Annotated in this window: 12 protein-coding genes; 7 read left to right on the forward strand and 5 right to left on the reverse strand. The window is 64.7% G+C overall.

The features are described 5' to 3' along the window. The first annotated feature begins 187 nt into the window (after nt 1–187). Nucleotides 188–1,351, forward strand: coding sequence for an alpha-hydroxy acid oxidase (locus ACFSM0_RS06420; protein ID WP_377388446.1), 1,164 nt, complete (start codon nt 188–190; stop codon nt 1,349–1,351). On the opposite strand, the gene ACFSM0_RS06425 is transcribed toward ACFSM0_RS06420, so the two are convergent. The 3 genes from ACFSM0_RS06425 to ACFSM0_RS06435 all read right to left on the reverse strand — a co-directional run bounded on the left by ACFSM0_RS06425 (nt 1,342) and on the right by ACFSM0_RS06435 (nt 5,384). Next, nucleotides 1,342–2,508, reverse strand: coding sequence for an MFS transporter (locus tag ACFSM0_RS06425; protein WP_377388448.1), 1,167 nt, complete (start codon nt 2,506–2,508; stop codon nt 1,342–1,344). The genes ACFSM0_RS06420 and ACFSM0_RS06425 overlap by 10 nt on opposite strands. Nucleotides 2,509–2,731: 223 nt before the next feature. Next, on the reverse strand, nt 2,732–4,051 hold the full coding sequence (preA, locus tag ACFSM0_RS06430) for an NAD-dependent dihydropyrimidine dehydrogenase subunit PreA (protein ID WP_377388450.1): 1,320 nt from the start codon (nt 4,049–4,051) through the stop codon (nt 2,732–2,734). Nucleotide 4,052: 1 nt separating this feature from the next. Beyond that, nucleotides 4,053–5,384, reverse strand: a complete 1,332-nt coding sequence (locus ACFSM0_RS06435) for an NAD(P)-dependent oxidoreductase (protein ID WP_377388452.1) — start codon at nt 5,382–5,384, stop codon at nt 4,053–4,055. Between the two features lie 812 nt (nt 5,385–6,196). Between ACFSM0_RS06435 and ACFSM0_RS06440 the strand changes: the two genes are divergently transcribed. The 5 genes from ACFSM0_RS06440 to ACFSM0_RS06460 all read left to right on the forward strand — a co-directional run bounded on the left by ACFSM0_RS06440 (nt 6,197) and on the right by ACFSM0_RS06460 (nt 9,625). Then, entirely contained in the window at nt 6,197–6,346 is a 150-nt protein-coding gene (locus tag ACFSM0_RS06440; protein WP_097068188.1) for a light-harvesting protein, read from the forward strand. Between the two features lie 20 nt (nt 6,347–6,366). Then, nucleotides 6,367–6,546: a light-harvesting protein gene (locus tag ACFSM0_RS06445; RefSeq protein ID WP_377388454.1), complete on the forward strand. Its 180-nt coding sequence runs from the start codon at nt 6,367–6,369 to the stop codon at nt 6,544–6,546. Between the two features lie 186 nt (nt 6,547–6,732). After that, complete coding sequence (locus tag ACFSM0_RS06450) at nt 6,733–8,016, forward strand: PucC family protein (protein ID WP_377388456.1); 1,284 nt, start codon at nt 6,733–6,735, stop codon at nt 8,014–8,016. Nucleotides 8,017–8,081: 65 nt separating this feature from the next. Continuing rightward, nucleotides 8,082–8,786, forward strand: coding sequence for a hypothetical protein (locus ACFSM0_RS06455; protein ID WP_377388458.1), 705 nt, complete (start codon nt 8,082–8,084; stop codon nt 8,784–8,786). A gap of 155 nt (nt 8,787–8,941) precedes the next feature. Next, nucleotides 8,942–9,625 carry an NnrU family protein gene (locus ACFSM0_RS06460; RefSeq protein WP_377388460.1) on the forward strand — a complete coding sequence of 228 codons (684 nt, stop codon included), beginning with the start codon at nt 8,942–8,944 and terminating at the stop codon, nt 9,623–9,625. Between the two features lie 21 nt (nt 9,626–9,646). Here ACFSM0_RS06460 and ACFSM0_RS06465 read toward each other — a convergent pair whose 3' ends face one another. Then, the gene (locus ACFSM0_RS06465) at nt 9,647–11,581 is read right to left on the reverse strand and encodes a methyl-accepting chemotaxis protein (protein ID WP_377388462.1); all 1,935 of its coding nucleotides are present in this window, start codon (nt 11,579–11,581) and stop codon (nt 9,647–9,649) included. Between the two features lie 403 nt (nt 11,582–11,984). Between ACFSM0_RS06465 and ACFSM0_RS06470 the strand changes: the two genes are divergently transcribed. Further along, complete coding sequence (locus tag ACFSM0_RS06470; protein WP_377388464.1) at nt 11,985–12,179, forward strand: hypothetical protein; 195 nt, start codon at nt 11,985–11,987, stop codon at nt 12,177–12,179. A gap of 18 nt (nt 12,180–12,197) precedes the next feature. Here ACFSM0_RS06470 and ACFSM0_RS06475 read toward each other — a convergent pair whose 3' ends face one another. Beyond that, nucleotides 12,198–12,815: a class I SAM-dependent methyltransferase gene (locus tag ACFSM0_RS06475; RefSeq protein WP_377388466.1), complete on the reverse strand. Its 618-nt coding sequence runs from the start codon at nt 12,813–12,815 to the stop codon at nt 12,198–12,200. Nucleotides 12,816–13,272: the final 457 nt, after the last annotated feature.

Genomic DNA, 13,272 nt, shown 5'->3' on the forward strand with positions numbered 1-13,272 from the left:
GCTGACGCGCCAATTCACCCCCCGGGATATTTGCGCAAAGTCGAAGACCAAACTCTGCTCTGCTTCGACTTTGCTTAAATATCCCGGGGGTGAGCGCGGCCCGCGCGAGGGGGCAGCGCCCCCTCCTGCCCCACCCTTGCAATCCGCGCGACAATTGGTAAGTTTGCCTGACCAGTTGGAGGGGGCCATGACAGTCATTACCTGCATCGACGATTTGAAGGCATTGCACCGCAAGCGCACACCAAAGATGTTCTTTGATTATTGCGAAAGCGGTTCCTACACCGAGCAGACTTTCCGCGAGAACGTGTCCGATTTCGCGCAAATCCGGTTACGTCAGAAAGTGGCCGTCGACATGTCGGGCCGTTCGACGGCCTCCACCATGGCCGGACAGCCGGTGACGATGCCGCTTGCGCTTTCGCCGGTGGGTCTTTTGGGCATGCAGCGCGCCGATGGCGAGATCAAGGCGGCGCGGGCGGCAGCAAGGTTCGGCGTGCCTTTCACGCTTTCGACCATGTCGATCTGTTCGATCGAAGATGTGGCCGCCCATTCGCCCGCGCCATTCTGGTTTCAGCTTTACGTCATGCGCGACGAAGACTTCGTCGACGCGATCCTTGCGCGGGCCAAACGCGCGGGCTGCTCGGCGCTGGTGCTGACGCTCGATCTGCAAATTCTCGGCCAGCGCCACAAGGATCTGAAAAACGGCCTCTCCGCGCCGCCCAAGCTCACGCCGCGCAACCTTTTGAACATGGCGACAAAGACCCGATGGGGTCTTGAGATGCTCGGCACCAAGCGGCGCTTTTTTGGCAATATCGTCGGCCATGCCAAGGGCGTGACCGATGCCTCCTCGCTTTTCAGCTGGACCGCGGAGCAGTTCGACCCCTGCCTCGATTGGTCGAAGATCGCCCGCATCCGCGACCAATGGGGCGGCAAGTTCATCCTCAAGGGCGTGCTCGATGCCGAGGATGCCCGCGCGGCCGCCGATTTCGGCGCCGATGCGATCATCGTCTCGAACCATGGCGGGCGCCAGCTCGACGGCGCGCTCTCTTCGATCCGCATGCTGCCCGAGATCCTCAAGGCGGTGGACGGCAAGACGGAGGTCTGGCTCGACTCCGGCATCCGCTCGGGCCAGGACATTCTCAAGGCGCTGGCGCTCGGGGCCAAGGGGGCCATGGCCGGGCGCGCTTATGTTTACGGGCTGGGCGCGATGGGTGAGGCAGGCGTGACCCGCGCGCTCGAGGTGATGCAAAAGGAACTCGACATCTCGATGGCGCTGTGCGGCGAGAAGCGGGTGCAGGATCTGAGCCGCGACAATCTTTTGATCCCGAACGGGTTTTTCGACAGTTACGCCTGAGGGAGACGGCGCCGGGGCACCCGCAGCAAGGCGGCAAGCCCCGGCCCGATCATCGCAAGCACCAGCGCGAGCGACAGGAAGATCCCGCGCAGGCCGATCCCTTCGGCAAGCGCCCCCATCACGACGGGGCCGATGAAAAAGCCCGAAAAACCGATCATCCAGGCACGCGAAAGTGCGCGCGCGCGCTCGGCCCGCGTCACGCGCTGGCCCAGCAGCGCATTGGTCGAGGGCACGGCCACCGCCGCGCCGATGCCAATCAGCCCAAGGCCGAGCACGGCCAGCGGCAGCGTTTGCGCGAGCGCCGCGAGCACTGCGCCAAGCGCACCCAGCGCCGCGGAAAGCGCCACAAGCCGTGCCTCGCCGAGCCGGCTGGCGAGCATCTGACCGCCCAGCCGGAACAGCCCCATCACCAGCCCGAACACCGCCGGCCCAAGCGCCCCGGCCCCCAAGGCCGCCCCCAACCCGCGCTCAAGGTAGAGGGCCGACCATGTCTCGGTGGTGTTTTCGGTGACAAAGGCCGCAAACAGGATCACCGCCGCAGGCAACACCACCCGCCAAGGCGCGCCCATGCGCCCGCCCGGGGCCTCTTGCCCCCCAGGCATCGGCGCGGCGCTCCCGGCGCGCAGCCTCCAGGCGAGCGCGAGCAGCCCCAGCGCCAAAAGCGGCAGCACCGTTTCGGGCGCGCCCCCGGCACTGCGCCAGGCCCCCACCAGCAGCGCCGCGCCGCCAAGCCCGAAGGAGAACAGCGCATGATTGCCGTTCATCAACGGCAGGCCGGTATCGTGCTCCGCCTCGGAAATCTCGACATTGGTGGCGATATCAAGCGCCGACATCGCCGCCCCCATGACGAAAAGCGCCAGCGCGAGCGTTACGGCGGAGCCGATGGCAAGCGGCGCCAGCGCGGCGAGCGCCAGCGCGACGGCGAGCACCGACAGCGCCCGCGCCCCGAGCCGCGCCGTGATCCGCGCCACCAGCGCCATCGCCACCACGCCCCCGAGCGCGGAGGCAAGGAGCATCGCGCCGAAGAGCCCATCCTCCACACCGGCGCGCAGTTTGTATTCCGGGATAAAGGCCGCGAAGGCGCCCCAGAAGGTGCCAAGCCCGAAAAGCGCGGGCCCGGTTCTCCGGCTCGCCCGCATCACCGCATCAATCCCCATGGCCCCGGCCTCCGACACCCCGTTTCCACTGCGCTAGCACGGGGGACCGCGCGGCACCATGACAGCCCAAACCGCCCTTCGGCAGGGTTTCGCCGGGGCTGACATCAATGCGTGATCATCCTGAATGCGTGATCATCCTGCGCTGCCGTAAATCAGAGGCCAGCGGGGGGTGCGGGGGGCGGCAGCCCCCCGCCGGGTCGCCGCGCCTGGCGCGGCGAAACCCTTATTCCGCCGGTTCCCGCGCGCAGGCCGCGGCCGAACCGGAGGGGTTGTTCGGGTGCTCGGTCCAGTTCAAAGGCGTGCCGACCGCGCGCCCGGTGCGCGGGTCCAGCGTGCCCACGGGCAATTCCTGCATCGAGATGCAGCCCGTCGGGCAGACATCGACACAGAGGTTGCAGGCGACACACTCCTCATCCTTCACCGTCACCGTGCGGTCAGCGGCCATGGCGATCGCCTGATGCGAGGTATCTTCGCAGACCACATGGCAGCGGCCGCATTTGATGCAGTCTTCCTGCTCGATCACGGCCTTGGTGGTGTAATTGAGGTTCAGATATTGCCAGTCGGTCACCTTCGGCACCGCAAGGCCGACAAGTTCAGACGTCGCGGTGAAGCCCTTTTGATCCATGAAGGCGCTCAGCCCCGCGATCATCTCCTCGACGATGCGGAAGCCATAGGTCATCACCGCGGTGCAGACCTGCACATTCGAGGCGCCGAGCGCCATGAACTCGGCGGCATCGCGCCAGGTGGTCACGCCGCCGATGCCGGAGATCGGCAGCTTGCGGGTTTCCGCGTTGCGGGCAATTTCGGCCACCATGTTGAGCGCGATCGGCTTGACCGCGGGGCCGCAATAGCCGCCATGCGTGCCCATGCCGTCAATCGTCGGCTCGGGGGCAAAAAGGTCGAGATCGACCGAGGTGATCGAATTGATCGTGTTGATCAGGCTCACCGCATCGGCGCCACCGCGTTGCGCCGCCTCGGCGGGCTTGCGAATATCGGTGATATTCGGCGTCAGCTTGACGATGCAGGGCATGCGCGAATGGGTCTTCACCCAGCGCGTGACCATTTCGATATATTCGGGCACCTGCCCCACCGCCGCGCCCATGCCGCGTTCGGCCATGCCATGCGGGCAGCCGAAATTGAGTTCCACCCCGTCCGCGCCGGTGTCCTCGACCTCGCGCAGGATGAACTTCCAGCTCTCCTCGTCACAGGGCACCATAAGGGAGACGACCAGCGCCCGGTCCGGGTAGTCGCGTTTCACCGTCTTGATCTCGCGCAGGTTCACCTCAAGCGGGCGGTCGGTGATCAATTCGATGTTGTTCAGCCCCAGAAGCGTGCGGTCCGGCCCGTAAATCGCGCCGTAGCGCGGCCCCGAGACGTTGACGACGGGCGGGCCATCCATGCCCAAGGTCTTCCAGACCACCCCGCCCCAGCCCGCCTCATAGGCGCGGCGCACATTATATTCCTTGTCGGTCGGCGGCGCCGAGGCGAGCCAGAACGGATTGGGCGACTTGATGCCGATGAATTCGGAAGAAAGGTTCGCCATCTCAGGCCCCCATCAGAAACGCGTGGATGTCTTCGGCGGCATCGCGGCCTTGCGCCGATGCCGTCACGGTCAGATCTTCGCCGCCGGTGGCGCAATCGCCCCCCGCCCAGACCTTGGCAAGGCCGGTGCGGCCTGCCGCGTCAGTCGCGATCTTGCCGCCGGTGATCGTCAGCCCCTCGGGCACCGGGCCGAGCGTCTGGCCGATCGCGATGAAGACCTGATCGGCCTTGATCCGCAACGTGTCCTCCAGCACCGTCATGGTGCCGTCGCGGGTGGCGGTGCGGGCAAACTCGACCTCAAACCCCACCTCATCCTTGCGGATCGCCACCGGCGTTGCATTGGGCACGATCCGCACGCCATGGGTCTGCGCATGGTCTTGCTCATGGAGCGAGGCGGGCATCTCGGGTTGCGAGCGGCGGTAGACGATGGTCGAGGTCTCGGCACCGAGGAGTTTCGCCTGCACCGCCGCATCCACCGCCGTCATGCCGCCGCCAATCACCACGACCCGCCGCCCGATCGGCAGCTTGGCCAGATCCTCGCTTTGGCGCAGATGGGCAATGAAATCGGTGGCGGGGGTCGCATGGTCCGCGCCGGGGATCGTCAGCGCATTCACCCCCGCGAGCCCCATGCCAAGAAACACGGCATCATGGTCGTCGAGCAGATCGGCAAGCGTGCCATTGCGGCCAAGCGCCCAGTTCTCAAGAAGAGTGATGCCGCCGATTTGCAAAAGCCACGCCACTTCTTTCGCCGCAAAGCCGCCCGGCGCCTTGTAGGCCGCGATCCCATATTCATTGAGCCCGCCCGGTTTCAGCCGCGCATCATATATAGTGACCTCGTGCCCCTTCATCGCAAGGCGGTGCGCGCAGGCAAGCCCGGCAGGGCCCGCCCCCACCACCGCGACCGAATAATCGGTGCGTTCGGCGCGGGAGAACGGATGGACGCCCGCCGCCTGCAGCTTGTCGGTCGCATGGCGCTGCAAAAGGCCGATCTCCACCGGCTTGCCCTCTGCCACCTCGCGCACGCAGGCGCCTTCGCAAAGGGTTTCGGTCGGGCAGACGCGGGCACAGAGGCCGCCAAAAATGTTTTGCGACAGGATCGTCACCGCCGCCGCCTCCGGCTGGCCGGTCGCGATCTGGCGGATGAAAAGCGGCACGTCGATCCCCGAGGGGCAGGCCGTGGTGCAGGGCGCGTCATAACAGAAATAGCACCGGTCTGCCGCAACGCGCGCCGCGTGATCGGTCAGGGGTGGTGCGGTATCGGCGAAGGCATGGCAATAGTCTTCCGCCGGAAGACGCCCGGGCACGATCCCGGGCTGGAACTGGCTTGAGGTCACGGCTGGACCCTCCCTGGCTGTTGCTTGACCAACGCTGCCATGGATCAAAATTTTATCAATGGGTAAAATTCAGCGCGAGAGGCAGAAGCGCCCTCAGGATGAAGTGATTCTCGGCATCTGCTGATTTTGTGTGCGGCTCTCCCCGTGTCCGGCGAGGAGAGCCGCGAGATTCTGTCACCTGGGCGCATCTTTGGAGGATTCGGTGACTGAATCGGCTTTCAAAGCTGACGACAGCTTATGATTGCGAGGTGGGGAGCGGGTTATGGGCTTTCAACCCCTCGGCTCGAAGTTTTTTGAACGCGACAATTCGACCCAGAATTTTTGCGCCCGCAAAGCGCCGCGAAAGCGCCGCCGCCACCCGCCAAGGGCCAAAGCTGCGACAGCTGGGCGCAGAAAAATGTATATCTGACGTTACACTTCACGCGCGCCCCTGCGCAGGGCACATTGCTGGCACTCCCCTCAAAGCGCTGCTGCCCCGCATCATCCCCCTTTTTTCCTTGATAAAGTCGCGAGTCCCGGGCGATACTTCGGCACCACTGCAGAGCGGGCCATTGCACCGTCAAGCGCTATAAAAGATGTGTCCAAAAGGCGCTTTTTGGCGACGCCAGAGACGGGCAAAACGTGCCGAATTTGCCGCAGTGTAAGCCGCACTTTACACTTGAACTGACCCCCTTCCCGATCCCATAGTGACCCCACGATGCCACGTCAGTCCGGATGTGGTAGCGGGGAGGCAAAAGCTGAGGCTCGCATCTGAAGGTGCGAAGACTTGGGAAAGCCTTCGAGAGATCCCAGTTTTTTGGAGGATTCGGGACATGACTGACGACAAAGCTGGGCCGAGCGGCCTGACGCTGAAAGAAGCTGAAGAAATCCACAGCTATCTGATCGATGGCACCCGTGTGTTCGGGGCGATGGCGCTCGTTGCGCACATCCTCTCGGCGATCGCCACGCCGTGGCTCGGCTAATCGGGTAGAGGAGTTATACCATGAACAACGCCAAAGTTTGGACCGTCGTTAAACCCTCGACCGGTATCCCGCTGTTCCTCGGCGCCGTCGCCGTGACCGCTCTCGTGCTGCATGGCGGCCTGATGGCGAACACCGACTGGTTCTCGGCCTACTGGAATGGCAAGCCGATGACCGCCCCGACCGTGGTCGTGGCCCAATAATCTGTCTGAGCCCACCGGTGCAAATCGGTGGGCTCATTCCGTCCGGGGCCCCCGCCCCTAATACCCCTCTCTACTCGGGCGGCACCCATGGGCTACCGTGACTTCGCTCTGAAAAATCTGGCGCGTTTCGGTCCCAGGTATCTCCCCTTCGCCGACGTTGCCACGGAAGAGGTTCCCCTCTCCCGTTTGCTCCGGCTTTCCCTGTTTCAGGTCACCGTGGGCATGACGCTGGTGCTGCTGGCCGGCACGCTCAACCGGGTGATGATTGTCGAACTCGGCGTGCATGCCTCGGTCGTCTCGATCATGCTGGCGATGCCGCTCCTGTTCGCGCCCTTCCGCACGCTGATCGGCTTCAAATCCGACACGCACAAATCCGCGCTTGGTCTCAAGCGCGTGCCGTGGATCTGGAAAGGCACGATCTACCAGTTCGGCGGCTTCGCGATCATGCCCTTCGCGCTTCTGGTGCTCTCGGGCTTTGGCGAATCCTATGATGCCCCGCGCTGGATCGGCATTTCGGCCGCCGCGCTCGCCTTCCTGCTCGTTGGCGCGGGGGCACATATCGTGCAAACCGCGGGGCTCGCGCTTGCCACCGATCTCGTGAAGGAAGAAGACCACCCGAAGGTTGTCGGCCTGATGTATGTGATGCTGCTTGTGGGCAGCGTTGTCGCCTCGCTGACCTACGGGTTCTTGCTGGCAAATTACACGCCGGGCCGCCTGATTCAGGTGATTCAGGGCACCGCGCTCGTCTCGGCCACGCTCAACATGGTGGCGCTGTGGCGGCAGGAAAGTTTCAGCCGTGAACGCGCCCGCGAGATGGAAGTGGCGGTTCACCCCACCTTCCGCCACGCCTTCAACGAGCTGATGGCGCGCAAGGGCATGCTGCCGCTGCTGTCGGTGATCGCGCTTGGCACATTCGCCTATGGCATGGCCGATGTGCTGCTGGAGCCCTATGGCGGTCAGGCCCTCGGGCTCACCGTGGGCGAAACGACCAAGCTCTCCGCGCTCTTCGCCTTTGGCACCCTGACCGGCTTTGGCCTTGCATCACGCGTGCTCGGGAAGGGCATGAAACCGATGCGACTCGGCCTTGTCGGTGCGATTCTCGGCGTGCCGGGCTTTGCCGCGATCATCTATTCTTCGCTTCTGCCGATGTTCCTTCTGTTCGTGATCGGCACCTATGTCGTGGGCTTCGGAATCGGCCTCTTCGGTCATGCCACGCTCACCGCAACCATGCGCGCGGCGCCGGCGGACCGTGTTGGCCTTGCGCTTGGCGCCTGGGGCGCGGTGCAGGCCACGGCGGCCGGGCTCGGGGTGGCGCTTGCGGGTGTGGTGCGCGACGGTCTGATGGCGATGCCGGGCGTGTTTGGCGACACCGCAGCCGCGCCCTACAACATGGTTTTTACTATCGAAGCCTTTCTTCTGCTCATTGCGATCGGCTTTGCCGTGCCGTTAGCGCTGAGCCGTGACAAGTGACCGCGGAGCGCTTTTGCGCGGCGAGGTTTAGACTTTTGGAATGCCCTTGAACCCGAGGAGGACGCATGACGACGGCAATTACGCGGCTATATGCCGATGCAGATACGGCGGGCGACATTGCACGCCAACTCACGCGAGAAGGGATCAAACCCGGTGCGGTCACGGTCGTCACTGCTGACGGTCGCAAGCGTGCCGCCCTTGTCGAAGCACTCAAAACCGCCGGCGTGCACGAAAGTGCCGTTGCCGGTTATGCAGAGCGGCTCGCTGGCGGTGCCGCCGCGCTCGTCGCGAAAGTCAGCCACAAGCCGCTTGGCGCGGCGAAACTCGTGCGTACCATCTCCGCTCGCGCGGATGCTGTTGCGCTTGAAAACGTCACTGAAGAGTTCACCTGCGAGGAAAAGACGAAAATGACCACCGACAACATCATGAAAGACCATCGGCACATCTTCCTGAACGCGCCCGTGAAAGCGGAGCCCGCTGGCGAGTTCTCCGCTCGCTTCGGCTGGCCGCTGCTGAAAGACACGCCGCGCAAGAAAAACGTCTATGAAGGCGACAACTTCATGTCCGCCAGCTTCTGGCCGACGCCGCTTGTCAAAGACACGCCGCGCAAAGACAACCTCTGCCCGCGCGACGCCGCCCCGAAATCGCAAATGTTCTGGAAAGCGCCGCTGCTCAAAGACAGCCCGCGTCAATCGAACGTGATCCCGGGCGACTTCCTGCCGTTCTCGCAAACGTTCGGCTTCGCGACCATCTCGCGTCGTCCTGAATAAGACCACGCGGCTGCGGGTGGGCTGACCACCCGCACCTCTTCGGGTTGGCGCCCGCTCTTCCAACCTTCCCACCGGAAGGGGCCGAAGAGCGGGCGTTTCCATGCCTGCGCAAGATCAGGCTGGCGGCCGCTGCGCCAACAGGGCAGTGTGCCGCGATGGACTGGATCGAATTCGCCCTCGCCATGGGCCTTTTTCTGATATCGCACCGCCTGCCCGCTGCGCTCGGGGTCAAGGCGGTGCTGCTGCGCAAACTCGGCGGGCCGCTTTACATGGCCGCCTTTTCGCTGGTGTCGCTGGCGCTGCTCTACTGGGCGATTCTCGCCGCCGGGCGGGCCCCCTTCGTACCGCTCTGGGAGCCCCAGATCTGGCAGCGCTGGCTTGTCAATCTCGTGATGCCGGTGGCGATCACCCTGAGCGCCTATGGCGTGCTCGCGCCCAACCCGTTCGCCTTTGAGGGGCGCGCCGCGGGGTTTGACCCCACCCGCCCCGGAATCGCCGGGCTCACCCGCCAGCCGCTTCTGTGGGCGCTCGCGCTCTGGTCGGGCGCGCATCTGATCGCCAATGGCGATCTGGCGCATGTGCTGCTGTTCGGCCCGTTCCTGCTGCTCGCAGTCATTGGCATGCCGGTGGTGGAACGCCGAAAGCGCCGCGCAATGGGCGTGGCGCTCTGGCAAGATCTGACGGCGCAAACGGCTCTCATTCCCTTTGCCGCGCTCATCTCGGGGCGTTGGCGGCCGCGGGCCCTGCCCTCCTGGCGGCGCGGCGCGCTCGCGCTTGTTGCCTGGGCGTGCCTTTGGCATCTGCACGCCCCGCTGATCGGGCTCTGGCCCGGGCCTTGAGCGGCCCGGGAGCGCCCCGCCTCAGGAAGCGTAGCGCATCGCTTCTGCCTCGCCCTGCGCGGAGACGTCGATGCGGAACACGGCGCTGAGCGATTTCAGCGTGCGCGCTTCGCCCAAGAGCCCCTGCGTTGCCGCCGAATTCTCCTCGAACATCGCGGCGTTATGCTGTGTCACCTGATCGAGCTGGTTCACCGCGGCCGTCACTTCAGAGATACCCGCATTCTGCTCGGTCGCCGCGCTGCTGATATTGGTCAGCAGCTCGTCAAGCTCGGTCACAAGCTTGTCGATCTGGCCAAGCGCCGTATCCGATCGCGCCGCGAGCTGCACGCCCGAATGGACCTGACGCGACGAGGTCTCGATCAGCTCGGCGATCTCCTTGGCGGCTTCCGAGGAGCGCTGCGCCAGGGCGCGCACTTCCGAGGCCACCACCGCAAAGCCGCGCCCGGTCTCGCCTGCCCGCGCCGCCTCGACGCCGGCATTCAGCGCCAGAAGATTGGTCTGGAAGGCAATATCGTCGATAACGCTGGTGATGCGCGAGATCTGCTCGGAACTGCGCGCGATATCGTTCATCGCCGCCGCCGTTTCGCGCACCACGCCAAGGCCCGTCGCCGTGGTCTCGCGGGTGCGGGTCACGGCTTGCGCCGCAGTGCGCGCGCCGGTCACCGATTGCTCGACCGAGGAGGCCATCTCGTTCATCGCCGCCGCCGTCTCCTCAAGCGAGGCGGCCTGGGTCTCGGTGCGCCGCCCGAGTTCCGCCGAAGCGATCGAGAGTTGCCCCGCCCCTTCCTCGACGGCATTCGTGGTCTGCACGATCGAGGCGATCAGATTCGCCATCTTGCTCATCGCGGCGTTGAAGTTATGGCGCAGCTCGGCATAGGCGGGCGGGAAAGTGGCCTCGATTCGCGCCGTCAGATCCCCTTCCGACATCGCCCGAAGACCATCCGCCAGCGCCGTGACGATCAGCGATTGCTCCTTGAGTTGCTGCTCGCGCTCCGCAGCGAGCAGCGCCTCTTGCTCGGCGCGTTCGGCCGCCCGGCGGGCGTCTTCGCGGGCCCGCTCCTCTGCGGCAGCGGCCTCGCGCTGCTGCAGTTCGGCATCGCGCTGTCGGGCCTCTTCTGCGGCACGCGCCAATTCTTGCTCTTGCGCGCGTTGCTGCGCCTCCAGAGCGTTTTTCTCCGCAATCGATTCCCGGAAATGCTCAAGCGCGCGCGCCATATCGCCCACTTCGCTGCCATTTTTCTGACAGGGAACAACGCTTTCCGTATCGCCCGCCGTCATCGCCTCCATGCGGCGATGAACCAGCGCGAAAGGCTTGGTCACCGAGCGCGCAAGCACCGTGGCAACGCCGAGCAGCGCCAGCAGCGCAACGCCCATCGCGATCATCGAGATCGTGCGCAACGCGCCCAGCGCGGCCTCGATATCGGAAACATAGGAGCCGGTGCCGACAACCCAGCCCCAAGGCTCGAAGGTCGCCACATAGCCGATCTTCTCTTCAGCCACATCGCTGTCAGGCTTGCGGAAATAATAGTTCAGATGGCCGCGGCCCTGATCCTTGGCAATATTCAGCATTTCAACGAAGATCTTGGAGCCATAGGCATCTTCATAGCCGAGCTGCGATGTGCCGATCCAGTTCGGCATCGTGGCATGTGCCTGCATCACCCCTTGCATGTCGAAGGCGAAGAAATAGCCGGTCTTGTCGAACTTCAGCCCGGTGAGGCGTTTCGCACCCTCGATGCGGGCTTGTTCGGCGGTCATGGTGCCGGCCTCAACCTGGTCCTGCAATTCGCGCAGCACGCTGACAGCCGTATCGGTGACATCGCTCAAATGTTGCTCGCGCATCTCGAAGGCGTTGTTCGACGCAAAATTCAAGAGCGTTTCAGAAAGGATTACGAGAGCAAGCGCGGCAACGGCCACGATGCCATAGATGCGGGCGGAAATTCCGGTCAGTCGAGTCAAGGCAGAACCTGTCAGGCTTGTGGAAGGAGGGGACCAGGCACTCGCAAACATGGAACAGGCAAAACTGGTCGGTTGGGCTTCAGTGTTCCACCAAAGAGTCAAGAACTGCTTTCTGTTTTGAAGAATTCTCATTCCGCAAAGGACAGATCGACAGCAGGCTTAACGCAAGCTTACCGCCGCGACCGGGCGCCGCAGCGCCAGATCCCCCCCCGGCGCGGCATTGACTTTGCGGCCCATCCGGCGATGGTGACGCTGCGGTTTGCGTGAGGCGGACCGCCGCTTCGCGGTGGATGCCGCGGCGTGTTCGCGGCGCGCGGCAAGCCCGCGTGGTCCGCTCAAGGGCCCGGTTTGCGGGTGACTAAGCGCCGAACCGTCAGAAGACGGGGCGCAGGAGGGATATGCGATGGCGAGCTTCGATCATCCGATGTTCAAACCGCTGTGGGTGCGCATTGCGCTCGTGGCCTTTTGCTTCCTTTGGGCCGGGTTTGAGGTGTTCACCACAAAGAGCTTCCTCTGGGCCGCGATCTTTGCCGCCGCGGGCGGCTATGCGGGCTACCACCTGCTTTACAAATACACGCCCCCGGCCGGAAAGCCCTGAGCCTGCCCGACAGCAGGCTCACTCGGCCCGGCGTGCCACGATGAAGCGGCTGTGGCGGTGGGTGCCGAAATGGCGCTCGCCCTGCAGCACGAAGCCCGCATCGGTGAGCATCGCGCGCAGCTCCCGCGCCCGGATCTGGCGGATCTCCGGCATGTAGCCCCGGGCCCGCAAGATCGGAAAGATCATCCGCATCAGCGGGTTGAAGTCTCGCAAGCACCAGGTTTTCGAAATCAGCAGCCCCCCCGGCACAAGCTGGCGGCGCAGCGCGGCAAGGGTTGCGGGCGCATCCGGCAGAAGATGCAGGATGTGGAAGGCGCAGATCGCATCGAACGGGGCTTCGTCATGCTCCGTCTCGGCGGAGGCCTGCATAAAGCTGACCCCTTCGGGCGCCTCCTTGGCCTGTGCAATGCGCACCATTTCGGCAGAAAAGTCCGTGCCGAGCCAGCGCTCCACAGTGCCGCCCAACCGCACCGCCGTCGAGCCGGTGCCGCAGCCGATCTCCAGCACCCGGTCGCCGGGCTGCAACCAGCCGCCGACTTCGACCAGCATTTCCTCATAGGCGGCCGGGTCCTTCAGCGGGCGCGCCGCATAGCGCTCTGCCACCCGGTCCCAGAACTGTCCCTGATCCTCGCCCATCTCCGGCCCTCCTGCGCGCCTGGCCGTGCTCTCGCGGCTTGGCGCGACCCTAACGTCGCGCCGGGCCGCGTCAAAGCCCCGATCAGAGACCGGGACGATGTGGCACGGAGTCGCAAAATGCATCGCAACCGCAGATTGCATCAACAAGGGGCTTGATCGCCGCACGGTTTTCGGGAAAGGATTGGGAACCTAGTTTCAAAGCCCTTTGCAAGATGATCGTTTCCCTTGTTTCGGCGCTCCTTGCCCGCGACACCCCGGCCCCCGCCGCGGGATATTTTTGCCAGAGTCGGCATCGTGGGCGGCCTTGGCGTAAGACACTTGGGAAGCAGGCCCGGCCTATCGGGACCGGTCACGTCGCCCCCCTGGCGGGCGTGACGTTCATCCGGCAAGACACCACACCGGCGCAGCCGTCCCCTTTCGGGGCGGCCCAGGTTACCCCGTTTGCGAGGCCGTTTGA

Source organism: Rhodobacter lacus (assembly GCF_042683065.1).
GTDB lineage: Bacteria > Pseudomonadota > Alphaproteobacteria > Rhodobacterales > Rhodobacteraceae > Rhodobacter > Rhodobacter lacus.